Annotated in this window: 21 protein-coding genes; 10 read left to right on the top strand and 11 right to left on the bottom strand. The window is 68.5% G+C overall.

Annotated features, from left to right (window positions below; genetic code table 11):
* Positions 1-72: 72 nt before the first annotated feature.
* Positions 73-1,065, bottom strand: coding sequence for a hypothetical protein (locus tag OG906_RS39550; protein ID WP_329449084.1), 993 nt, complete (start codon positions 1,063-1,065; stop codon positions 73-75).
* Positions 1,062-1,340 carry a helix-turn-helix domain-containing protein gene (locus OG906_RS39545; protein WP_329449083.1) on the bottom strand — a complete coding sequence of 93 codons (279 nt, stop codon included), beginning with the start codon at positions 1,338-1,340 and terminating at the stop codon, positions 1,062-1,064. The genes OG906_RS39550 and OG906_RS39545 overlap by 4 nt, the downstream gene beginning before the upstream one ends.
* 276 nt (positions 1,341-1,616) lie before the next feature.
* Between OG906_RS39545 and OG906_RS39540 the strand changes: the two genes are divergently transcribed.
* A complete protein-coding gene (locus OG906_RS39540; RefSeq protein WP_329449082.1) occupies positions 1,617-2,408 on the top strand; it encodes a hypothetical protein in 792 nt (263 codons plus the stop codon).
* 502 nt (positions 2,409-2,910) lie between these two features.
* On the opposite strand, the gene OG906_RS39535 is transcribed toward OG906_RS39540, so the two are convergent.
* Positions 2,911-3,483 carry a hypothetical protein gene (locus tag OG906_RS39535; RefSeq protein WP_266976156.1) on the bottom strand — a complete coding sequence of 191 codons (573 nt, stop codon included), beginning with the start codon at positions 3,481-3,483 and terminating at the stop codon, positions 2,911-2,913.
* A 528-nt stretch (positions 3,484-4,011) separates the two neighbouring features.
* Between OG906_RS39535 and OG906_RS39530 the strand changes: the two genes are divergently transcribed.
* The 3 genes from OG906_RS39530 to OG906_RS39520 all read left to right on the top strand — a co-directional run bounded on the left by OG906_RS39530 (position 4,012) and on the right by OG906_RS39520 (position 8,377).
* Positions 4,012-4,632 carry a hypothetical protein gene (locus OG906_RS39530; RefSeq protein ID WP_266976154.1) on the top strand — a complete coding sequence of 207 codons (621 nt, stop codon included), beginning with the start codon at positions 4,012-4,014 and terminating at the stop codon, positions 4,630-4,632.
* 83 nt (positions 4,633-4,715) lie between these two features.
* Positions 4,716-5,252 carry a hypothetical protein gene (locus OG906_RS39525; protein ID WP_329449081.1) on the top strand — a complete coding sequence of 179 codons (537 nt, stop codon included), beginning with the start codon at positions 4,716-4,718 and terminating at the stop codon, positions 5,250-5,252.
* Positions 5,249-8,377 carry a DEAD/DEAH box helicase gene (locus OG906_RS39520; protein WP_329449080.1) on the top strand — a complete coding sequence of 1,043 codons (3,129 nt, stop codon included), beginning with the start codon at positions 5,249-5,251 and terminating at the stop codon, positions 8,375-8,377. The genes OG906_RS39525 and OG906_RS39520 overlap by 4 nt, the downstream gene beginning before the upstream one ends.
* A 180-nt stretch (positions 8,378-8,557) precedes the next feature.
* On the opposite strand, the gene OG906_RS39515 is transcribed toward OG906_RS39520, so the two are convergent.
* Positions 8,558-9,010: a ribosomal protein L7/L12 gene (locus OG906_RS39515; protein WP_329449079.1), complete on the bottom strand. Its 453-nt coding sequence runs from the start codon at positions 9,008-9,010 to the stop codon at positions 8,558-8,560.
* Positions 9,011-9,090: 80 nt separating this feature from the next.
* Here OG906_RS39515 and OG906_RS39510 point away from each other — a divergent pair, with 80 nt between their 5' ends.
* The gene (locus OG906_RS39510) at positions 9,091-9,861 is read left to right on the top strand and encodes a hypothetical protein (RefSeq protein WP_329449078.1); all 771 of its coding nucleotides are present in this window, start codon (positions 9,091-9,093) and stop codon (positions 9,859-9,861) included.
* Positions 9,862-10,189: 328 nt separating this feature from the next.
* Here OG906_RS39510 and OG906_RS39505 read toward each other — a convergent pair whose 3' ends face one another.
* The 3 genes from OG906_RS39505 to OG906_RS39495 all read right to left on the bottom strand — a co-directional run bounded on the left by OG906_RS39505 (position 10,190) and on the right by OG906_RS39495 (position 12,205).
* The gene (locus OG906_RS39505) at positions 10,190-10,546 is read right to left on the bottom strand and encodes a hypothetical protein (RefSeq protein ID WP_329449077.1); all 357 of its coding nucleotides are present in this window, start codon (positions 10,544-10,546) and stop codon (positions 10,190-10,192) included.
* 640 nt (positions 10,547-11,186) lie between these two features.
* The gene (locus tag OG906_RS39500) at positions 11,187-11,561 is read right to left on the bottom strand and encodes a DinB/UmuC family translesion DNA polymerase (RefSeq protein ID WP_329449238.1); all 375 of its coding nucleotides are present in this window, start codon (positions 11,559-11,561) and stop codon (positions 11,187-11,189) included.
* Positions 11,498-12,205, bottom strand: coding sequence for a DNA polymerase Y family protein (locus OG906_RS39495; RefSeq protein ID WP_329449076.1), 708 nt, complete (start codon positions 12,203-12,205; stop codon positions 11,498-11,500). The genes OG906_RS39500 and OG906_RS39495 overlap by 64 nt, the downstream gene beginning before the upstream one ends.
* A 246-nt stretch (positions 12,206-12,451) precedes the next feature.
* Here OG906_RS39495 and OG906_RS39490 point away from each other — a divergent pair, with 246 nt between their 5' ends.
* From OG906_RS39490 to OG906_RS39470, 5 genes are all read left to right on the top strand, one after another.
* A complete protein-coding gene (locus tag OG906_RS39490; protein ID WP_329449075.1) occupies positions 12,452-13,621 on the top strand; it encodes a hypothetical protein in 1,170 nt (389 codons plus the stop codon).
* A gap of 1,153 nt (positions 13,622-14,774) precedes the next feature.
* Positions 14,775-15,110, top strand: a complete 336-nt coding sequence (locus OG906_RS39485; RefSeq protein WP_329449074.1) for a WYL domain-containing protein — start codon at positions 14,775-14,777, stop codon at positions 15,108-15,110.
* A 196-nt stretch (positions 15,111-15,306) separates the two neighbouring features.
* The gene (locus OG906_RS39480; protein ID WP_329449073.1) at positions 15,307-15,735 is read left to right on the top strand and encodes a hypothetical protein; all 429 of its coding nucleotides are present in this window, start codon (positions 15,307-15,309) and stop codon (positions 15,733-15,735) included.
* Between the two features lie 508 nt (positions 15,736-16,243).
* Entirely contained in the window at positions 16,244-16,771 is a 528-nt protein-coding gene (locus OG906_RS39475; RefSeq protein ID WP_329449072.1) for a hypothetical protein, read from the top strand.
* A gap of 312 nt (positions 16,772-17,083) precedes the next feature.
* Complete coding sequence (locus OG906_RS39470) at positions 17,084-17,311, top strand: hypothetical protein (protein ID WP_329449071.1); 228 nt, start codon at positions 17,084-17,086, stop codon at positions 17,309-17,311.
* Between the two features lie 31 nt (positions 17,312-17,342).
* Here OG906_RS39470 and OG906_RS39465 read toward each other — a convergent pair whose 3' ends face one another.
* From OG906_RS39465 to OG906_RS39450, 4 genes are all read right to left on the bottom strand, one after another.
* Entirely contained in the window at positions 17,343-18,797 is a 1,455-nt protein-coding gene (locus OG906_RS39465) for a hypothetical protein (RefSeq protein ID WP_329449070.1), read from the bottom strand.
* A gap of 78 nt (positions 18,798-18,875) precedes the next feature.
* Complete coding sequence (locus OG906_RS39460) at positions 18,876-19,370, bottom strand: hypothetical protein (RefSeq protein ID WP_329449069.1); 495 nt, start codon at positions 19,368-19,370, stop codon at positions 18,876-18,878.
* Positions 19,364-21,514: a hypothetical protein gene (locus tag OG906_RS39455; protein ID WP_329449068.1), complete on the bottom strand. Its 2,151-nt coding sequence runs from the start codon at positions 21,512-21,514 to the stop codon at positions 19,364-19,366. Before OG906_RS39455 ends, OG906_RS39460 begins: the two co-directional genes overlap by 7 nt.
* A complete protein-coding gene (locus OG906_RS39450; RefSeq protein WP_329449067.1) occupies positions 21,511-23,406 on the bottom strand; it encodes a hypothetical protein in 1,896 nt (631 codons plus the stop codon). The genes OG906_RS39455 and OG906_RS39450 overlap by 4 nt, the downstream gene beginning before the upstream one ends.
* Between the last annotated feature and the right edge of the window lie 11 nt (positions 23,407-23,417).

Below are 23,417 nucleotides of genomic sequence, written 5' to 3'. Positions count from 1 at the left end.
AGGGGCCCGCCGCAGCAGACCCCTCTTTCGTCCTCCCGTGGACGGCCGCACGGCGCTCGTGACGCCGCGGACCTAGACCGAGGGCAGGGGGAGGCGGAGACCTCCGGGTGAGTCGGGGGCCGGGACCTCCTCCCCATCGTCGCCGCCGTCGCCCCGGGAACAGATCGGGCACCACGGCAGGTGCCTGTTGTGGAAGCGGCTGAGGATGGTTTTGGGGATCGCCAGCAGGAAGAGGAAGGCCATGAGGTAGAGCGCGGCCTGCTCGAACAGGAGGTTGCTCGCCCCGGCCGTCGCCACGACGCAGAGCCACACCACAGGGGGCACGGTCAGCCGGTGATCGAGGAGGAGATAGCGACGGCCGGACTCGGCCCGCTCCATCCCCCGATTGAGGTCATAGCCGATGGTGCAGCGCGCGCACAGGGCCCCGGCGTGGTTCATCTCAGCCCACCCGGCACCCAGGGCGATCAGCATGACAACCCACCGAATCGCCTCCCACGGCCCCGTGTGAGGGACGAGGACCAGATAGGGGACCAGGATCGCGCACGCCCCGATAAGCACCCAATGGGTGTAGTGGCCCGCCGTCTTGGAAGCGCGGTCGAGCGCGGAGAGAGCCCCGCTCCACCACGGACGGGCAAGAGCCTCGGCGTTCCGCCGGCGGAACTGCACGGCCGCGACCACCAGCACCAGGGCGATCAGAGTTGCGCTGATGCGTACGGTCCTCAGCGCGTCCAGGTCGGTGTACTGCCGGGTCCGTGGGGCGGGGGCGAGGAAGAGGAAGAGGACGGCGGCCATGAGCAAGGGGCCGACGAGATGCGCGCAGTACAGGGGGATCCGGTAGCGGATCTTCCTCAGTTCCGCGGCGGTCCGGTGGACACACAGGGGGCAGTCGGGCAGGTGGAAGGACAGGGCCAGCGCGGCCGCGGCGAGTACCAGGGTGAGAGCCGATACGCCGACCAGGGCCGCCCAGTGCAGGTCCTTGATCTGTAACAGGACGACCCATGGCGGGATGGTGAGAAGCAGGACCTTCATGGCGTGGTGTGCGACGAGTCGGGCAAGCCTGGTCACGGGGTCTCCTCCGTCGTGAAGTCCACCGTGAGTGTCATCCCGAGGCCGTCGGCCAGGCGGAGGAGCGTGGACAGGGTGGGGGTGCTCTGCGCCGACTCGAAGCGCGAGACGTGCGCCTGCTTCATGCCCGCCCGAGCGGCGAGCTCGCTTTGTGACAGGCCTGCCGCCCGCCGGAGTTCGAAGACCTGCGTGGCCAGGGCGTAGGCGAGATCTCGCTCCATGAGTGAGCGATCCCGCTCGGCGGTCGGGGTGACGCGGGTACGCGTGTCGTCCATACCGGTGACGGTATATATCCCTTTGACGGTATGTCAAACAAGCTGATGGGGCCGGGAGTGGGAGAGACCGAACGCCGCAGCGGTCGACGCCGACGCGGTGACGTACCGGCCCGTGCCGCCGAAGACGGCCGACGGGGCGCATCAGGGCAGGCGATAAGGGGGTGACGGCCGTCGAACAAGAGTCCGAGGCGGCGGGGGATGGTAAGAAACTTACCAGTTGCGGTAAGTTTCTTACCGCGACGGGAGCGGTCCCGTCCCGGCGAAAAGGGGATCACCATGCCCGAACTCGATATCCGTCACGTCGGAGCCACCGAGCTCCATCAGCACTTCGACAGGGAGTTCACGGCCCAGGGCTGCTATGTCGAACTCGGCTTGAAGGACGGCATCCTGTTGGCCGACTATCACGCCGAGGTCGGCAGCCCGATGACGCCGTTCAGTGTTCACTATGGCTTCGACCGGCGATGGGCGATCCCGGCCCTGACCGGCGAGGCCGCCAACGCGTTGCTTCGAGACATCGCGCCTCTCGCCCAACGGATGCTCGACGACTGGGAAACCGATCTGGACGACAGGCAAGCCAACGTCATCGCCGTTCTGGGCGACGACGCCGCCGCGGCGGAACGGGAGATCGCGGACCTTATCGGCGAGCGGTACCCCGAGGACCTGCCGGCCGACATGAACCCGGACCTGATCCAGGAATGGGACCTCGACAGCGCGACCAACGGCGAGGAAGCCGACGCTTACGACATCACCGACGAGACCACCGACGAACGATTGGCGGAGATCGAGGCCGACATCCTTTCCAACCTGGCCATGTGCGGATCCATCGAGAACCCCAAGATCGTCTGCCACGGCCTGGACTCCTACCTGGAAGGACTGCGCGAGCAGAAGATTGCCGAGGCTCGCGAGAAGGTCGAGGACGAGCTGGAGGCCATCGCGGAAGCGGTCGCGAGCCGACCCGACACGGTCAAACGCGCTGCCCGACTCGGCCTGTCGGATCGCCGCATCGCCGAACTCCTGAACGTCAGCCACGTCACGGTCGGCAACATTCGCAAGAACTCCCCGAACTGACACCTCGCAGCATCCCCAGTAGACGGAGTGGCCGCCCGAGATGGCGGGTGTGCATCGCAGCGATAGTTGTCACCGGTGCCGTGACCGACCTGCGGCTCGGCGCTGGAATCTCAGCGGTACCTGTCACCAGATGCACGCGCTTGTTGTCACCAACGGCACTTTCGCAGCCGTGTGGCACCACGCCGACGAACGCACGAGTCGGTGACCTGGAGTGTCGTACGGGCGCCGCTCGTCGTTCACCGTTCGAGCTAGATGACACCGCGGCGGTGGCCTGACGTGCGGTTTCTGGCTGGTCGGATCGCTCTGCTTGACACCGGATGGTCATTCTTTGTTGACACCCACACCTGATCTCCAGTCCAGATGACACCGACATCGGCGAAGAGACGCAGCCGGCAGGTCAGTGGGGGTCCCCGTACCGCAGCGGACGGCGGGGTCCGTCAGTGAACTGGACAACGATGTGGACAACGGCGAGTAATGGAGCAGGCAGCCGAGTGGGACGTGATCAGTCCAACAGAGGCAGCGACGGACGCCGTTCCGCGGAGAGACCCGACCGCTCAGGCTCTGGCCACTCGGGAAAGTCGGCCAAGCTCCCGCCGTAGGCAAGCACGGTCTGCGAGGCGAGGTCGCAGCACGCTTGGATGAAGCCTTCAGCGCCCATCAGGCGCATCGAGTGCCTGCCCCCCTTCAGGGACCACAACGCGCCGGAGCGGTTCGACACCGTGTACGGGTCCCCGCCGTGGCTCAGGATGTCGCGGAGGGTCTTCATGTCGGCGAGGTACAGCTTCACCTGTTGGGTGCCGACGTAAGCCTTCCAGCGCGAGCGGTTCCCGGCGGCGTTGCCCAGAGCCCTCGTACGGACTCCCCAGTCGTCGGTGAAAAGCCGGACCGCGTGCTGCTGCCCAACGTGACGGAGCTTGTCTGGGTTGAGCGGAAGATGCCGCGTCCGGGACGGATCGAGGGCAAGGACTTCGTTGAAGAAGGCTTCGACAGCCGCGTAGGACAGCGTGAAGATCCCCCACCGCAGGGCGTACTGCTTCTTCGAGCCCCCGAGCGACTTGCCGTCCTTCCCGGTCAAACTGTCAATGTCGCGGTGAAGCCCCACCAGCAGGGAAGGATTCTGCAGTCCGGCGGATAAGGCGTTGGCGGCGTCGATGACAGCGGGAAGGCGAGGGTGCGGAGGCATACGCGTGATCGTAATGGCTGCACTGCGAACGTCGGCTAGTCGAGTGAGGACTGCCGACCTGGCTCAAAGAACGTCGCGTCTGCCTTGCGCTGGCGGACTCGATCTCGACAAGACCCTGATTGACCGATGACCAATCGTCCGCCCCACCCTCGCCCTCAGTGGCAATTGGCTCGGACAAGTGTCACCTAGCAAGAAATGTCGCACGTCGACCGACACGAGCGTCCGGGCGGTGACAGTTCGCGCTGCGAAGTGACAACTATCGCTGCGAGGCGCAGCGGGACCTCTTCATCCTGAACTTCACGGATGGACTTGATACTTACCCCTAGGGGTAAGTATGGTGTGGGTGTCGGAGGGGTCCAGCCCTCCGACACCCCGCCGGCCGGCCAGCAAGGGCCGTCCGACGTCCATGGAGGGTACGCCGTGAGCATCCGAATCATCGACTGCACCAGCCCCACCGAGCTGTTCCGCCACTACGACGGCCAGTCCGAGGCGCAGCCCGCCTACATCGAACTCGACCTGCCGAACGGCGTCCTGCTCGCCGACTACAACGCCGAGATCGGCAACGGAGTCCCCTTCACCGTCTACCACGGTCAGGACCGCCGCTACACCATCCCCGTGCTGACGGGGGACGCCGCAAATCGCGTCATGAAGGAGATCGCCCCGCTCGCCGACCGGATCCTCGCGGACTGGGAGGAGGTCTGGGACGGAAACAACACGGTCGTCCGGCTCGGTGAGGACGCCCAGGCCGCCGAGGACGAGATCGAGACGAAGCTCGGCCTGGCCCACCCCTACGACCAGGTCTTCGAGGAGAACGACCTGATCGGGCAGTGGGACGTCGACGCCGCGCTGAACGGGCTGGAGGCCGAGGAGTACGGCATCACCGCCGACACCAGTGACGAGCGGCTGGACGAGATCGCGGCGGAGATCCTGGGGGACCTGGCCGACTGCGGCGGCAACACGGTGGTCGTCTGCGCCGGCCTGGAGGCCCACCTGCGCACGCTGCGGGACGACGCCGCCACCGACCAGGACGACGAGGACTGACCCTCCCTCCCTTGGACCCCGTCCTCACCGGCCCGGCCGCCCGCCCGGGCGGCCGGGCCCTTCCCTTTAAGGAAATCCCTTCTGTGTCCGACTTCCTCGAACTTCTCCGCCGGGCCGAGGCCCGTATCGAGCACGGCAACGCCGAGCGTTCCGCCGGTGCCGACGACAAGGCCCGCGTCATCGACGCCGAGGTCACCCGCCGGGGCCGTGGCGGCGCCAAAGCCCTGGCCGTCGAGCTGAATGTCAGCGAGAAGACGATCAGCCAGGCCGTGGCCCGCGCCCGCACCGCCGGCGACCCCCGGCGCCGGCTCCCCCACGACACTCTCGACCGGCTCCTGGCCGCCGAACTGCGCGACCTGCCCCCGCTGCTGGCCGGGCACTGGCAGGCCCTCGCCTGGATCGTGCGCGGCACCGTCATCGACGTGACGTGGCTGGAAGACCCCGGGACGCTGCTCTCCTACGAGGTCGAGGACCTCGAAGAGGACGTCGAAGAGGACGTCGTTGCCGACATCGACGCGCTCGCGGCCGCCTGTCGGTCCTGGTCCCGTGCGCAGGGCCTCGCCGTCATCGACGCGATCCTGCAGGGCGATGACGACGCCCTGCCCAGGAAGGGGGAATGACGGTGGAGTTGCGCCCGTACCAGAACGAAGCCATCACCGCGATCTTCGAAGGCCTCGCCGGCGGCGGGGTGGGACAGTTACACGCGGCGTGCGGGTCGGGCAAGAGTTTGATGGCGCAGCAGTCCGCGATGCGGCTGCTGCCCGCCGGCGGACTGGCCGTGGTCATGGTTCCCTCGCTGGCCCTGGTCGCCCAGACCATCACCACCTGGCGCGCGCTGCACCCTGCGGGGACCGGGCTGGACGTCCTCGCCGTGTGCTCGGACGACACCGTCACCGACGCCCCCGCGCATCTGCCCGACATCCCCGCCCAGGTCACCACCGACCCGCAGATCATCGCCGACTGGCTCGCCCGCCCCGCCCGTGGGGGGATCCGGCTCATCGTGGGTACGTACATCTCCGCGAACCGGCTGCACGACGCTCTGCACCAGGTCGAGGCGAAGCTCGATCTCCTCGTCCTGGACGAGGCGCACCACCTGACGGGGCGGCCCGACTTCGTGATCCGACGCGTCACCGAACCCACGTACCTTCCCGCCGTCCGGCGCCTGTACATGACCGCAACCCCCCGCGTGGACGCGGCCGCCGCCGGCCGCCACGGGCGCCTGTCCATGGACGACGTCGCGCTGTTCGGGCCCGTCCTCTACACCTATCCGTTCAGCCGGGGCATCGCCGAGGGCTATCTGGAGGACTACCGGCTCTACGTCATCGGGATCCGCGAGAGCGAGGCCCGCGCCGTGCTCGCCGACAAGGGACGCGAGTACGTGGAAGGACCCGGCGCGCCGTCGATGCAGACCCTCGTCGCGCAGGCCGCACTCGTGCGCGCCGCCCAGAAGTACGGGGTACGGCGCGCGGTCTCATTCCATGCTCGCGTCGCCCAGGCGGCCGAGTTCTCCCGCTCCCTGCCCGACCTCTCCCGCCGCCTCGCCCCCTCGCTGCCGGCCCCCCTCTCTCTCGTGATCCACGGAGAGATGAGCCCCCGGCTCCGCGAACAGGTCCTCGACGACCTGCGACTGCCTCCCGCCGACGGGTGGACGGTCGTCGCCAACTCCCGCCTGCTCGGCGAGGGCGTGGACGTGCCGGCCCTCGACACAGTTCTCTTCGCGCACCCCAAGTCTTCCGCGGTGGACATCGTGCAAGGCGTCGGCCGGACCCTGCGCCCCCACCCCGACACCCCCGGCCTGTCCACCATCATCGTCCCCCTGATCGTGCCCGAACAGGACGGTGAGATCGGCGACCTGGACCCCGGCGACTACGCCACCCTGTGGCAGGTCGTCCGCGCCCTGCGCGCCCACGACGAACCCCTGGGCAGCGCACTGGACGACTGCCGAAGCAAGAGCACGATCAGCAACCCCAGCCTTCCGTCGAAGATCACAGTCGAACTGCCCGGGGGCACCGGACAGGCCCTCATCGAGCAGGTCGAACTGCTGCTGGTGAGGCAAAGCACCTCCCCTTGGTGGGAAGGCTTCGGCGCCGCCCACGCCTACCACGAGGAGCACGGCCACCTCGACATCCCGTCCGGTCACGTCACCGCCGATGGGCGCCGACTGGGGCAGTGGATCAACAACGCCCGCCAACACCGCCGCAAGGGCTGGATGGCGGCCGACCGCATCGCCGCCCTGGACCGGCTCGGCATGATCTGGGACTCCGACTGGTACCACTTCCAGACGGCCTTCGGCCACGCCCGCACCTACCGGGAGACCCACGGCCACCTCAACGTTCCCCAGGCCTACAGGACCCCCGACGGCTACCGGCTCGGCACCCGGATCAACATGCTGCGCCGCGACTACGCCACCGGCCGCCTGACCCCCGAGCGGATCACGGCCCTGGAGCGACTCGACATGACCTGGAACACCCGGGCACAGGCCAATGAGGAACTCATCGCCCAAGCCCGCGCCTTCCACGCCGCCCACGGACACCTGCGCGTGCCCCACACCCACGTCACCGACGACGGGTACCCGCTCGGCAGCGCCCTCAAGACGCGCCGTAACCGCTACCCGCACGGCGACGTCGACTCCGGCGTCGTGAGCGCGCTGGACGAGCTCGGCATGGTCTGGGACCTCCGCGAAGCCCGCTTCGCCGACGGGCTCGCCGCCTGCCGCCGCTACCGCGACCAGCACGGAGACCTCGCCGTCCCCGTCAACCACATCGACGCCGAGGGCTACAACCTCGGCGACTTCATCGCCTACCAGCGTTCCGTGGTTGCCGGCAGCACCCGCGACGCATCCGGCCGAGCCCGCACCCTGGACCCCGAACGCCGCGCCGCCCTGGACGAACTCGGCATGATCTGGTCCGCCACCACCCCCAAGCGGCCCCCCACGGACGAGGAGATCGCCGCCCTGCGCGCCTTCCCCCACCAGCGCGGCAAGCCGTTCGCCGAAGCACTGCTCGCCCTGGTCGAAGCGGGCGTCGAGCAGAAGGCACTCGCCGAAGCCCTGGACGTCAGGACCAGCACCCTGAGCCTGCGGCTCAAGCGCGCCCGCGCCAACATCTACGCCGCCGACCCTTTCCCCCAGCACCTCGATGCCGCTCGCGCCTTCCACGAACAGCACGGACACCTGCGGCCACAGGAGACCTCCGACGACGCCGGCACCCGAAGTCTCGCCGACTGGCTGACCAAACAACGCGCCGCCCGGCGCAACGGCCAGCTGACCGACAAGCAGATCGCCGCCCTGGACGAACTCGGGATGGACTGGGATCCCCTGGGGTCCCGTTGGCAGCAAGCCCTCCAGGCCGCGCGCAGCTACCACGGGGAGCACGGACACCTGCGGCCCTCGACCGGCACGACCGTCAACGGCCTCGACCTGACCGTGTGGCTCACCCGCCAGCGCACCGCCCACCAGCGCGGCACCCTCCCGCCAGAGCGTGCCGCCGCACTGGACGAGCTCGGCATCGACTGGACCCCCGGCCGCGGCGTCGCCGACGTACGCATCGACCAGGCCTGGCAGACCCGCCTCGACGACGCCCGCCAGTACCAGGCCGCACACGGCCACCTCCGCCCGCCCGCCCGCACGACCTTCAACGGCAAACGCCTCGACGCCTGGCTCAGCGTCCAACGCGCCCGCAACCGCGAAGGCCGCCTCACCCCCCAACAGATCGCCGCCCTCGACGAGCTGGGCATTCACTGGTGAGGGGTTACGCGCGTCGTGGCGGGTGCGTGCGTGAGCAGGCCTGCTGCGGCGCGCGGACGCGTCGGCTACAGATGGGACGCGGGGTTCGTGGTGGCCGGGCCCTGGGTGGCCGCCGTCCGGTGGCGAGCTCGGCCCCGACCGGGAACTAGGGCTTGTCTCTCAGACCGAACTCGGCCGATTTCAGGTCGCTGTGGGCAGGCCATTTGCCCAGCAGATCTCCAAGGGCCGCGGGTCCGTGCACTGCGCCGACGTGAGGGGGAAGGCTCCCCGTCTAATGGGGCGGCCGCAGCAATCGCAGAGCAGCGTGGTGCGGGCGCCTACGTCCTCAAGGGTCCGAGCCGCCTCGACAGCGGCTTCGAACCAGCCGGCTGCCTCGATCTCTACGGGTGCGTCGGCAAGCAGAAGCTTGCTGTTCCACAGGCTGAGGCCGGTGATCGTCCGTATCGCACGGACTGCCTCCATTTTCCGGTCTCCTGCTCCTGTCAGCAGCACACGGAATCCTGGCTCTTCCACACACCCTCCCCGGCCGTCCACGAGCTGTGCGGCAAGTGAACCATCACGGCAACTGCTGAGTGCCGTGGCGAATCCCAGGGGCGGCGAAGCCGCAGGCGTAGCAGGCCCGAGGCCGGGCATCCGCTCATTCCGGAAATCCGGCGCACTGTCGAGTGTTCAGGGCCGAGAATCGGCGCCAGATACACCAGGAAGGCGCCGCCATGATGGACAACCTGAACTTCGACGAGCCGATCGGCTCGGTAGCCGTCAGCCCCCGGGACAACAGCCTGCTGCTCGTCAAGGCCCTTGGCACCCACACGCTCCAGCTCACCCTGGACATCCACGTGCCGAAGGCGCCCGAGGCAGGCCGCGTACTGGTTCTGGAGACCAGCCTCCAGGCTCCACATGGCAACGGCATGCCCATCGCCCTGGCCGCCTCGAATGCCACCCTCGCCCTCCGTCCTGACCAGCGCACCGATCACAAGTTCACCTATACGTTGACGAACGCCCAGCTCCGCGCACTGGAAGAGAACCGCTCCGGCGACCTGCGCCTGGAGATCACAGTTCGCGCGGTACTCCCTCAGGCCGCCGCCGGTCTCCACCCCGGCAGTACTGACATCCGGCTCTACCTCACCGTTGCCGAGAGCAGCTGGAAACGGCAGCTCGAAGGCCTCGGTCCCTCGCTCGCCGTAGAGATGTCGGTGCCCTTCCCCGCAGCCGACGAACCTCGCCGCGAAGCCGTTCAGTACCTGCTTAGCGCCCAGAGTCGGCTTCGCGGTGCCCCGGACATCGACGGCGCTCTCCTCGACGTCCGCCGGACCCTGGAGTACATCAGGGAAAACAGCGGATGGGCCCCAGCCCTCCTCCAAGAAGCAGTTCGAGCAGTACACGAAGGAGGAGCGCTGGGCCGCGACGTGCAAGGCGCTGGAGAGGCAGGCCAGTGGCGCCCTGCACAAGGACGTCGTCACCAAGGAGTTCACCTACACCCGTGAAGAGGCGGAGACCATGATCGCTGCGACGGCAGCCCTGCTACGCCTGATCTGAACCCCCTTCCTCCGCGCCGTGTACCGTGCGGCAAGGAAGCGAGTCGTGGCCCGGCGGGCCCTCCCGAAGGCTCGGGGACGCGCGGCCGCTGCCCGGCGCACCGCCACGGTGAGATCCGTATCCACTGATCCGCCGCCCACCCCCGTCACCGTCGTCATGCCCGACGGGCAGACGCTCACAGATTCGGCGATGTCGTGTCCGAGAAGGCGGGTTCCCGGATCTGGTGAAGATTCCCGGCTCCTCGGCCAGGCGGCGAGACTGCTCGCGGTACCGCTGTCACTTAGCCGCAGGTCGGTACATCCTCAGCAGAGTGGCGAGCACGCCGACCTGGTCATTGACGCTCATCCCCTCGGGAGCTTGGCCTTCGGCGAGCTTCCGGGCACTGTGAAGGACAAGGCCGAGTCCCGGACGATCCTGGGTATAGAGCAGGACTCGGCACGTCCGGTCTCGCGGGATGCGCGGCGGAAGATGGCCAATCTTGCGCTCGGCCAACTTGTGCTCGATGTCCTCGACGATGCGGGCTCCAGCGGCGCGGGCACCGGCGAGCCCAAGTAGCTCACTGACGTTCCAATCCAGATGGCCGCCGTTGACCTCGATCAGCCTGGGAAGGTTGTCCCACTGAGTGGTGGTCATGCCGTGTCCTCTCCGTTCCGTTCGCGGGCGGCGACAGTCTTGCCTCACAGAACCGGTTCTGTCCTGCGAACCCATTCCTTCGGGTCTCCTCCACGACGAAGAGTTGACGGATGAGTCCCTCAAACAGGTGGGCCTGAAGGTCGTTCCCTCGCGATGTCCGCCGCCCAGAGCCATCCACGGGTTCGAGCCCCCACCATGCGGCGTAGGCCTCCATGAGGCAGGACCAGGACGTCGTGGGTGGTGCCAGCGGCCGCGGGGGCCCAGGGATGATCCAGGCAGCTGGCCTCAGGGCTGCGGCACCCGACATTGCCGCCGGTCTCCTTGCGTTCGCGGTGTGGCAGGGGCAAGGCCCCGTTGCCGTCCACTTCTTCGCAGGCCCCTACGAGCGGTACGAACGCGAACTCGCCCGCAGGTGCCTTGCAGCTAGTCTTTACCGAACCGACGCCGTACAGACCGCGTACTCCTCGTCACCCCCGCCAGCCAGGGAACGACCCCGCGCCTGGGCCCTGCTGAAGACGGCAGCACGCACCCGCTCCGGCCGGTGGATGCCGCGACGCGGAAGGGACTCGACGGCTTCAGTGCTGACCGTCCGCTCGGTGCGGGTCCTGCACGGACCTCCTGGCACCCGCCAGCGAGTGCGTCAGCCGGCCTGCCGGTAGCTGGCCGCCGGTCCCACCGTGCCGTAACCGAAGCGGGTGTTGAGCAGGTCGATGGCCTTCTCCGCCCGCAGCCGCCGATCGCGGCCCTGGTCGAAGGACAGCTGCTCGGCGACGGTGGCCGCGTCGACCAGCTGCTCGCAGCGCAGCGCGATGCCGCGTATCCGGGCCCGCTGGAAGCCCAGCGCCCGGTACATCTCGTAGGCGGTGTCGCGGAGGTCCTCGGTGTGCGCGCTCGGTCCCCCGGGCAGCTGGCGGCTGCGGTGGACCTGGGATCGGTTGGCCAGGGTGATGGTCATCGTGATCGTCCTGGTCGCCTGCTTGCGGGTCCGCAGCCGGTCGCCGAGCTCGACCGCCAGCGAGAGCAGCGCGGCGCGGACCGTCTCGGGGACAGGGTGTCGAGGGGGAACCGATGATGCGCGGCCGTGCTGTGCGGTAGCTCCGTCGGCACCACTGCCCGGCGGTCGATGCCGCGGGCCACCTCGCGCAGTTGCCGGCCGGCCCGCCCGCCGAGCACCCGCTGCACGGTCGCCTCCGGGAGCTGCGCCAGCAGGCCGATCGTGTGCACCCCAAACTGGACCAGGCGCTGTTCCTGGGCGCGGCCGATGCCGTACAGCTCCCCGACCGGCCGGTGGTGCAGGAACGCGGCCACCTGCTCCGGAGCGGGGCCGACGGCGATCAAGCCGCTGCGCGCGGCGTCCCGGGAGGCCATCGCGGCCACCGACCATGTTGGGCCGACGCCGATCGCCACCGGCAGCCCGTACAGCGCCATCGCTCGGGCCCGGATCATCAGTCCAAGCTCGGCCGGGTCCCGGTCGAAGAACCGGATGCTTCCTGACACGTCCGCCACCAGGACCGAGGGTGGGACCGTCTGCACCACCGGAGTCACGTCCGTCACCAGGCCGTGGAGCAGCCCGTAGATCACCGGGTCCACGTCCACGGGGCAGCGCAGATGCAGGATCGCGGAGCCGGCACCCACCGGGCCCCTCTGCTCGTCGTCCACGGCGACACCTCCTACACCCACCGTATCGAAAACTTATTCGAACAGGCACGCCGGAGCGGACCGCGAGATGAGGGGGCCTGCGGATGTGCCTGAGCACTGGTTCCGTCCAATGAGCATTGGGGTTGTCGTGCTGAGCGCCGTATGGCCGGGACGGTGGCGCCCGCGTGTTCGTCCCTCGTCCGAGAAGGGGGTGTTGTCGGTGGGTGCCGGCAGGGTGCGTGCATGACGGATAGCGAGAGTGCCCGCATGACGCGGATCCTGAGCGGGTTGCCGGCAGCAGCCCGAGAACTGCTGTTGAGAACGGACTGGGAGTCTCTCCAGCACGCCTACGGCTCCGGCGAGGACATACCAGTCTCTCTGTGCTCCCTCGTCGATGAAGATCCCGAGATTCGGTCCGAGGCGTTGGCCGCGTTGGACATGGGCGTGCTGCACCAAGGCTCGCTGTACACCGTCACCGCGCCCGCGGCGCTGTTCGTCGCCGCGATCCTCGACCACCCCATGGGTCTCGCCGAGCACGAGGGGCACTTCCCGTGGGACGACGGACCGCCACGCAGCTTGCGGGCCGCCCTGCTCGTCTGGCTGGGGCAGGTTGCCGAATCTGCTGCCTATGGGGAGGATCCGGTGCGCGACCGAACCGACTGGCAATGGGAGCCCTGGCACGACGAGACCCGACGCGAGCACGACCCGGACGAGCGCGCCGCACTGCACGCGTGCCGGGCCATACGCCCCACCCTGTATGACGCCGTCGAGCCGTTCCTCTCCTCTCCCGATCCCCATGTCCGTGAGGCCGCGCTCGGCGCCGCAACGCCACTCCTCTTCGCACCAGAACTCACAGACCGGGTGCCGCAGGCCGCCGCGCTGCTGCGGACACGGCTGGGCCTAACGGAGGGGAGACGGGAGCGAGCGAGTGTGGCGCGAGCGCTCAGCGTGTGGGGGATGGACACCTCCGACCTGCTCGCCGACTCCGACCCAGCTGTGCGGGTCTGCGCCGCGCTCGGACCCACCCATACCGATCGGCCACGCGCCCTCGCCGCCCTCCTCGACGCCCTGAGGGACCCTCGAACGACGGACGGCTGGTTCCCCGAGCCACTGCCCGGGCTGGACGGGTGGTTCCGGTTCACCGTGCTGCGCGCCGCGCTGACCTTGGCCGAAAGCTTCGAGGAGGTGGCGCCAGTGGCGATCGCCATGGTGACCGCCGGTGGCACGTCGGTCACCGACCACGAACGCGGACCGATCCTGCTCAGAGCCTTTGCGGGTGGATACGACCCGACCCACCCGCTCACCCCCGCCCAACGCAGCCTGTTGCGGGCCTTCGTGGACATCGACGAGGCGGCGGGCTGCCTCGCCGGGAGCGCGTTGTGGTTCCGCGCGGCCGGGCTGCCCGCGAACCGGGAGGGCGTCGCTGCGTTGCTGTGACCTTGCCCGCCACCGCACCCTGCACCCATGACGCTCCCCCTGCGGTTGAGCATCGAAGTTGTCCACCCGGGCCATCTGCAGTGCACGGTCACAGCAGACCCCTGCCCCGGAGCTTCTGGCCGGGCGCCGGGACCGTGTTATCGACGACGCCTGGAACTGACCGGCTTGCCCAAGAGGTGGAGAGGCTTGCCCAGGCCGGGCGCCCAAGGCTTGCCCAGGAGGTGGAGAGGCTTGCCCAGGCTGTAAAGCACCAGCTCAGGAGGCTTGCCCATGGCTGCGAGGGCCGTCCTGGCCGCAGTCGGCAGAACGCGCCGCCAGCACCCGGGGGAGCGGTAGGCCGAGGCCAAGTGCAAGGCTCCAGCAGCGCAGCGGAAGGCCCAGGCCGACGAACGGAAGGCCGCGATGGCAGCAGCCGCGGCAAAGGTGGCCGCCAGCGCGACCGCGCGCGGGTGGTCGAAGAGTTCGGCATCGTCTCGGCCGTGGACGTGCAGACCCCGTACGACAAAGGCGTGCGCGGCTCCGGGCCGGCGGCGACCCGTATGCCATTGTGGGACGGGCGCTGCCCCTCAGCAACGGGCTAGGCCGGCGAATACGAGGACGCCCCCGGCCGGTTCTACCTCCTGAAGGACGCCCGCGCCGAGCTCCAGCGACACAGCTGGACTACGGACCTCCCCGCCTTGCTCAGCGTCAGGACCTCCGCGCAGCTCCCGGCAACCTGTCCCACCCCCGACGTCGACCACTGCGGGAACTGCGGGACGACCATCGCGATCCGAGGCTGAATGATCGCCTCGCTCGGACTCTCCTGCCCCGACTGCTACGACGTGCGCGGGGCGGTCGTGGTAGGTACGGGCCATCTCGGGGGCTCCTCGCTGTGGATTTGTCGTGGTGCGTGCGTTCGCGGTCGCTGACCGGCTGCCACCGCCGACCAACTGAAACAACTATACCCATCACTAATCACTCAGTCAAGCGGGAGTGGTGCGTCGCCGCCGCATGTCGCGGCGCGGACGGCCGGACGGGTGAATGTGAAATCGAGGCGAGAAAAAGGCCGTTCCGACTTCCGCGAAGTGATGAGTGCGAGGTATAGTTGTCTTGTTGGTCGGGAGTGGCACCCGGCCCGCACCCCACCGAACACACACGCTCCAGGGAGAAACCCGTGTCGAACTCCATGAAGATCACCGCCGGTCAGACCTCCACCCGCACCCTGACCGACCTGATCCGTGCCATGGACAGCCAGCGCGCCACGACCATTACCTACGTCGACAGCAAGGGTGACGAGTCGGTGCGCACCATCGAGATCCACAACATCCTCACCACCAGTAAGGGCGGCATCATCGTCCGCGCGATGTGCCGCACCCGGGGCGAGATGCGCACCTTCACCCTGGAGCAGATCAAGGCGTACACCGTTCACCGCATCCGCTTCGTGCTCGCCGTCCCGGAGGAGAAAGTGGGGGAGGCGTTCCCTCGTCGCGCACTTCGTCTCCAGCGCTGACCGGCTGATCGACCTGGAACTGGAGCGCGACTACTACTCGGCGCCCAAGCTGAAGCTCGCCGCTTAGGTGGCCGGGCCCGCCCTCAGGGGGCGGGCCCGGCGCCGCCGAGTCCTCTGTCCGGGGGACCGATCCGCGACCGCGCGGGACCGAACCCGCCGGGCACTCGAACTGATCAGCACTTTCCAGGGAGAAGCCATGGCACATCAATTCCGTGAGACGACGGTTCGCGTCGCCGGCGTTGACCACGTGGTGCGTACGGATGTGGCGGGCCGCGTTCGTACTGTGACGCAGCTCGAATCCGCTCACGCGAAGGCCGTCAAGGCGAAGATCGCGGAGTTGCGTACGGCGAACCTCGCCGTCTACCGGGCTGCGGCGGTCGATGCTGAGGCGGCCTCAAAGAGAATCGGCAAGCGGTGGATTGAGGAGCAGGCAGCGGTTCGTGCGCGCGCCATCGTTCGGCGAGCCGAGCGTGGAACATTCGTGTCGCACACATCCGCATGGGCGGCGGACCTCCGCCCGACACCCAAGTTCCGCTTCACGGGCGAGATCCCGGACTCCCTCGTGGAGATCGAGCCCGACCACTACGCGACCTTCGAAGCGGCCGAGCAACTGGCGCTCATCTAGTCGAACCGCCCTCAAGGCGTCGCCTGGTATCGGCCTACCGGGCGACGCTCGGTGAGCCCGACCGCCCGGGAGTCGGGTTCACCGCATCACCCCGGCCGCGCCCGGACCCGATGGGGCGACGGGTGGACGGAGGCGCGCTCGCCTAGGGCAGAGCCGGCGCGATGCGCCCTTACGGGTCGGTGGGCCCGGGCCCGCGTCGCGCGTCGTACGCCGATCGTTCGCTGGTGGCCCGCCCTGCCACCGCTGGGACTGGCGGCCGGTGCTGGAGGCCGGCTCGAACGCAGCGTCCGGGTTCTCCTGCTCTGCCCCGGGCGCCGTCGAGGAGCGTGGGCCGGTGGGGTTTCCGGCGTCGGGTGGGCGCCGCCCAAACCGACAGACCTGACGGTGCATCAGAAGCGCGATCATTTACAAAGTGATGAATGACGAGTATAGTTGTCTCGTGAGGGCGGGTTGAGCCCCGGCGCGGCAGTGGCAGCCGCACACCGAAACCACACCCAAAGGGAGTCCCATGTCCCGCGTGTTCCGCATGAAGCCCAACGAGTTCTGGTGGGAGAACCCCCTGGATCCGGCCGCCAATCTCGGATACGTACGTTTCACCTGCGCAGAGCCGGTTGCGGACGCGTGGGAGGTGAAGTTTCCCCGCTACTCGGTCGAGTTCGGTGGCTGGTGCGCCAGTCGCAACATGCGCCTCGCCGTCGACGGCATCGCCGAGCGTTCCGTCGCCGAGCAGATTCGCGACCACATCCAGGCCGGCGAACACCAGCACTCCGCGTTCGACGACCTGTGGGCTGAAGTCCGAGACATGGGCCGGGCGCCGTACGAGGCCTTCGACGGCGGTACCGAATTCTGGGCCACATCAGGGTCCCGCTCCGGCCAACGCGGCACGATCGTGATCCGCAACCGAGACAGCGCCGCCGTGATGTGGGACGACGAACCCTGCTTCGTCGGCGGCACCACTTACGCCCTGGATCGAATGAGCGCCACCCGGCCTGTCGAGCGGCACATCCCGCACAGCATGGGATGGCTCAAGGGCTGATCGGATGCCATGCGGGGCAGGCGCACGCCGGCCCCGCACGGCGCCTTCGCAACCACGGCTGTCCCGCGCCCGCGCGCGAGCGGCGCGGGACACCCCGCCCGCCGCAGTACCCCTGCTCTGTCACCGCCCGGGAGCAACGCCCTGCGTGCCCGGGTCATCCGAGCCGGCGCCGCATCTGCCTGGAGCGCGGCCGCCCGCCGACGAGCATCCACGCGCCCCGCTAGGCTGATGAGGCGTACCGGGCCGGGCGCCCCGGGCTCCCGCGCCCGTGGCGGCCGCTCCACCGCACAACACCATTCCAAGGAGACCGCGTTGCTTCCTTCCGCACACCGGGCGGGAACACCCGCCCCGCCACGCGCATCCGGCACCCTCCCGCCCGCCCTCTCTGCCCGCAAGCGCAAGACGGTCCTCACGTGGGGCCTGGGAGCGGATTCGACGGCCGAGATCCTGATGTTCCTCAACAACCCGGCGGCCCACGGCCTGGAGCCGGACCTGTCGGACCTCGTGATCGTGCACGCGGTCACGGGCGACGTTCTCTAGCCGGTCTGCGCGTGTTGTGATTTTGGGTCCGTCAGCCGCTGAAGTGCTTCAGCTGGACCTTGATCCCAGGGTCCCTCGCCAGCAGATTGGGCTTCGACGGAAAGGCACGGATGGCCTCCAGAAGCTCCCGATCATTGCGAGCGGTCAGCTTGCTTTCGATCAGCCCGAGAAGCTCGGTCCACTGCTCCTGGGGACGCTTCTGCTGCAGTTTGCTGGCGATCGCACTGTCCGTGAACGACCGCAGTGCGACTGACGCCTGCTGCGGATTGAATCGCGTGATCAAGTCGCGGTAGATCGAGTCAGCGTTGTGGGCGATGCCGTTGCCGTTGGTAAGGAACACCTCAACAAGCCCTAGAACATATTTTCGAGTGAGGCCCTCCGGGATGTCGCCGTGCTGCCCGACGAGTTCCTGCAGACGACGTGCGATCGGCGGCTCGGTGTAGAAGTTGCTCCAACCGTTGTGGGCGTCGATCAGGTCGTTCAGGGCCCCGTCGAGTTCCCAGGCCCGTTCCTCAGACGGCAGGTAGGTCGCGCCCGCGACAAGGTCGATGAGTTGGCGGGCGAGGACTGCCTGGTCCTGGTCGCCATTGGCACGGAAGCGTCCCAGGCGGAATCCGAAGTTGTAGCGCGTCTCGTCGGAGACCTTTTGCCAGAGCTCCGGCCAGAGGCGGCGGATGTTGTCCAGGGTCTCCGGACCGGTCGTCAGGTCGGTGTAGCGGCCGAAGAGCCCGGAGGCGAGCGGGTCGGCCTGGACAGGCGGCAGATTCACGAAGAACGCGGTGATCTCCCTGATCGCCTGGTCGTCCAGGCGCTTCTCCTTGACCTTCACCAAGAGCTTTTGGACCTGGGCGGTGATGTGGTCGTAAGGCAGGGTGATGACGTGCCTGATGCAGGTCGACAGCCAGTTGGCCAGTTGGAGGCCGTCCAGCTCGACCTGGTTGGGGTGTGCTGCGCTCGCCCAGTTCCGCATGTAGCGGATGAGGTCGAGCTCCTGGAATCCGATGTCGCTGATGAGGCCGATCTCGCGGCAGCCTCCGAGGAGCTTCTGATCGTCGAGCTTGGGGAGGTCGTCCTCGTCCTTGAGGTCCTTGCGCTTGTTGTCGCTCTTCTCGGCGACCTCGTAGAAGTACTGCAGGTCGAAGTTGACGACGCGCTTACGGAGCTCAAGGACGGTCTCGTCCCAGAGATAGTTCAGAGCTGCGTCGAAGAGGCCGACGGACCCTGCGATGATCATCTTCGAGATGTAGCTGGCCTGCCCCCGCTGGTCGACGGGCAAGCGCATGAGGGCGAAACTCGTGCTCTCCATCAATACGTGCCGCTGCTCGACGCCGACCAGGATGCCTGATGTCGGCAGTCCGGACTTTGCGAGGATGTCCAGGATCAGGGTCTCGAAGGACTGCAACCCCACCAGTGCCGTCTCGTGCTGGTTCGGGGTGATCTCGCCACTGGCCGGTCGGGGCTCCAGCTGGCCGCTGCTCATGCTCATGCCCGCGAGGGTAAGCCACCCCCTCACGGGCGAATAGCGTATTTTCGCGCGGTCAGCGTCATCCGCCGACGGCTGCGGTCATCGTCGCCCCCGCGGGAGCGGGCGGTGAACCCGTCCGGCCGAGGCCGTCCGCTGTGGTGGCGGGTTCAGGGCGGTGACGCCCAGCGCGGCGTCCCGGGCGGCCAGGGCTTGATCGCGCTCGGTGATCGCCTCGGCCCGTTCCCGGGCCAACTGCTCGATCATGACCGCGTAGGTGGCCAGCAGGTCCGCTAGCTGCCGCTTCTCCTTGCGGACCCTGGTCAAGTCCTCGCGGAGCTTGTCGATCTCGGCCTCGACCTTCTTGACCGGCTCGCTCTTGTGCCGGGCGGCCTTGAACTCCGCCTGGTACTTGGCCATGAGCGTGGTCGGATACTTGTGCGTCAGCAGCCATCGCTTGACCTGGGCTTCCTCGGCGAGGTCGAGGATGGTGAGCTTGCCCGAGGAGTGCAGCGGGGTGCCGGCCAGCAGCCGGTCGGCGGCCGCCCGCAGCTTGAGGCACAACTCCTGCGGCGGATCGTGCTCGGCCTTCACCACGTATCCGCTCCCGGGCGTCCGCGCTCGTGCTCGTTGATGAGCCGGTCCAGGTGGGCCAGGCGGCGGCGTTCGCGTTCCCACCGGATCGGCGGGCTCACCTCATCCGCGACCTTCGTCCGCAGGACGGCGGCCTCGGCCCGCAGTTCGTCGATGTTCTCCTCGGTGCGGCAGATGTTGCCGCAGGCTGGGTGACAGCCCTCGGTGTCCGGGGTGACCCGTGCGTCGTCAAGGGACGGCTCCAGCTCGCAGCGTGCCGTCGGGGCAGCGAAGACGCAGGTCATTCCCTTGCCGGGGTAGATCTGCAGCGATGCGTTCGCCATCACATGTCTCGCCTCCGCCCCGGTCCGCAGGACCCGTCCAGCGAACTTCCTCGCCCCTCCGCTGACCCGCGACCGGTAAGCGCCCGCGGCCGGACCGCTGACGTGTTCGCCGGCCTTCAGCCGCCGGTCGGCGTCCTGCAGGTCCTCCAGGCGGGTCAGCCACCGCTCGAACGCGAGGTCGTCGGGGAAGCCCGAGGCGTAGGTGCCGGCATAGCCCTGGGTGATCTGGACTCGCAGGTGCCCGTACTGGATCGCCGCAGCGACCATGCCGCGTGGGCGGCGGCAGATGAACCAGGCCAGCGTGCGCCGCAGGCGTGAGCTCGTCAGGCTCTTCGGATCGACGGGGATCACGTCGCTGCGGCCGTGCCGGCCGCAGAAGGCGTTCACCCAGGCGATGAAGCGGTTCAGGTCGTTGTTGATCGAGGAGAGGGTGCGGGCCCCTCCGCCCTCGTGCTGGTCGCGCTCGTCCGCCACCAGCCAGACGGGAAACAGAACCTCTGCGTCGTGGAGGCGTTCTTGGACGCCGATCGCCGTGGCGACGAGATCCGGGGCGATCCATGGCTCGTCGCGGAACTGCCCCTCGGGGATCTTGGCGCCGTTTTCGTCGCGGGCGTTCTTCCACTTCCGGCCGTGGACCTCCCACAGCTTCGTCACCTTGTCCCGGCGCAGGCAGCCGCGGCGCAGGCTGACCGCCTCCCCGGGGCGGCAGCCGGTCAGATAGGCCACCAGCAGGAAGCACGCGGTCGACAGCGTCCGCACCAGCTGCTTGACGTCGTCGTAGGCGATGTTCTGCATCCAGGGTTCGCCGTCCAGCAGGCCCTTCGGGCGGGCCGTCAGGAAGGTGCCGTGGGCGATGGGGAGGCCGGAGGTAAGGAACATGTTCCTGTATGACCGGTTCTTCTGCATCGCGGTAGGCGAGAGGTCCAGGAGCTTGGCGAGGAAGGGCCAGTCCGGCTCCCAGGTGCCGTCCTCGCACTGCCTGCCGGGCAGGTCACGGCCACTCGCGCGGAACGACCTGATCAAGCGAGCGACCTCCGGCGTCGCCCCTGCCTTGCCCGGGACGCGGACCCGGCGGTGGGGACCTGGACTGTAGCGGCCCGGCTTCAGACCGAACAGCGGCCGGAACTCCTCCATGGCCGCGATGATGTCGTCGGCGAAGTCCTCGACGAACCGCGCCGCCCACAACACCGCCATCGCCATCGTCGTCTCCTGGATGCGGGCGGTGGCGTTCTCCCGGTCACGCTGGGACTTGCCCAGCAGAATCCTGGACTCCTTCCCGCCCCAGGGCGGCATCTCGGGCAACCGCCCCTCGGACGGCAGCAGCTCGCGGAAGGCCCACAACCGGCGAACGGCCTGCAACAGATCCGAGCGGTTGCCGTGGGTGAGCTCCGCGTCCCGCACCGCATCGAGGTAGTCCTCCAGGTCCTCCGGTGTCACCTCCGCGATCGAGGTGAACCCATAGAGGTCCATCCAGTCCAACAGGCCGCGCAGGTTGAGGAGCTGGGAGACCATCGTGTAAACGGCGAGCTTGCCGTTGATGTTCGCCCGGCGAAGGATCGTCAGGCCCTCGTCGCAGTTCAGCTCCATCCAGATGTAGATCTTGGCGATGTCGCGGAACTGCTCGGGCACCAGGGCGAAGTTGATGCTGACCGAGGCCATGTGATCCTCAAGGATCGCCGGCCGCAGGTTCCAGCGCATGTCGCCCACCACGGACAACTTCGAGAGGTCCGTGCCCTCCCTCAACTGTCGGTTCTGCAGCACCACCGTGCCGGGGCCGGGCACGAAGATCTCTTTCGGCTCTGGGGCAGCGTCAACGGTACTCATCGTTCGTCCAGCTCCCCATCCAGCAGCCGCCGCACCAGTTCTCGCTCTTCCTCGCCGACCGCCCTGCGGGCCCGGTCCTCGGCGGGTTTGCCCGCCAGCCGGATCAGGTCTTCCAGCTCCTCGAAGGGCAATACGAACCGCTCGGCCCAGCGCAGGGCTGTCATGTGCGTGCGCCGTTCGTCGATCATGTCCCGGGCCGCCACCTGAAGCGGCAGATGATGGGGCATCGCGCGGGCGCACGGGCATTCCAGACACTTCAGGAACGAGGCCCGGCAAGGTTCGCCGGGCGGGCTGTGCGGGCTGTTCTCGTTGTCCGCGCAGGCTGCGAGCACCGTGTCGGCATCTCGCGCGACCAGCAGCCGCATCATCTCCGTGCTCACTCCGAACCGTTTGGCGACCGTCTCCGGGTCGCGTATGGCCTCGGCGACATCGGCCTTGCTCAGCCGCGTGATGCGGCCCGCGGTGCGGGCCTTGGTGACTTCCTTCTCCAGCACGTCGGCGACCAGTTTCTGGTACTCACGCAGGCTCGACTTGTCCCGCCGCAGGTAGATGTTCGCCAGCGTCTCCCGGGTCTGGGCCACCGGTTTCTGTTCCCGTGCCGCGTGGGTGACCCGCATCCGTCCGACACCCACGATCAGCCGCTGCGGATTGCCGTCCTCGTCCGGCTCGTCGGCGACCAGGTTCAAACCGGTGCCCCAGAATCCGACCGCCGAGTCCGACAGCTGGTCGCGGAAACCCCGCCCGCACTCATTGCGGCGTTTGACGACCTCGGCCCGCTTGGCCTGTGGGCCCTTCCCGGCCTTGGGGACCCAGTAGACCAGCAGCCGGTCGCTGCCCTTGATCCGCCGCGACGACGCGGTCAGTTCCAGCGCGAGCATGTAGAGGCCGAATGGCGTGTGCAGCTCGTCGCGGGCCGACAGCTCGCCCTCCTCCTCCGGTGCCGCGGCCCACGGCGGCAGGTCGCTCAGCGTGGCCGTCATGTAGCGCCGCGGACCCCGCCGCGGTTTGCTCAGGTCGACCTGGACCGTGGCCAGTGGGCCGGCCCCACCGTCAGGGCGGTGGAAGGCCGCCGGCGCCTTGATGATCGTCGAGCCGTTCTCCCCGGTCAGCCTCACCAGCAGAATCACCAGCGCGCAGGTCTCGGCCAGGCTCAGGTGCAGCCGGGTGGTCAGGTCGGTCACGGTGCCGTGCGGGACGATCCACGGCGCCAGACTGGTGCCCCACTTGTTGCGCGGCAGCTCCCCGGTCGTCTCGACCATGTCGAGGATCGAGCCGTACTCGTAGAGCACCGGCTCCTTCTCCGCGGAGATGCCGCCCTCGCGCCACCGCTCCAGCAACTCACGGGACTCCCTGATGCGCTTCGCGGCCGCCCGCACTACGTTCCGCGCGGCGTCCAGGATCACCTTCTCCTCGGCCTGGCTGTAGCTGCCCCGCGAGGTGATCTTCTCCCGGCGGTCCGGCACCCACTGCGCGCACTGGGCGGCGAACTGCGGCGTCAGCCCGTCCATGTTCGCCAGCAGCGACCGCAGCAGCCCCACCGCCATCGCGGCGGTGGGCGCATCCCCCTTGCTCAGCAAGAACGCTTTCAGGTGCCGCGGCGCCAGATCCTGCGGGACCTGCGGCCGTTCCTCGTCGAGGAGCAGGACGTCGATGAAATAGCTCAGCTGCCTGAAAGCGTTGCCCGCAGCGCCGGACGTCTTCACCGTCCCCGCCGCCCCCACATGGGCGTCGAAGGCACGGGCAAACGCCTCCTGCAGCGGACGGGCCACCAGGAGCGTCGCGAAGTCGTAGTCGACCACTTCATCGGGGTCCTGCTCGGAGAAGAACCGCACCCGGCACTGGCCGTCCTCCAGGAACAGGCGCTGCGGCGGGGTGTAGCCCGCCTCCGGCATCTCCGCCGGAC

It is taken from the genome of Streptomyces sp. NBC_01426 (assembly GCF_036231985.1).
Lineage (GTDB): Bacteria > Actinomycetota > Actinomycetes > Streptomycetales > Streptomycetaceae > Streptomyces.
The sequence above is the reverse complement of the archived record's forward strand: the minus strand, read 5'-3'. Positions and strand labels throughout refer to the sequence as shown.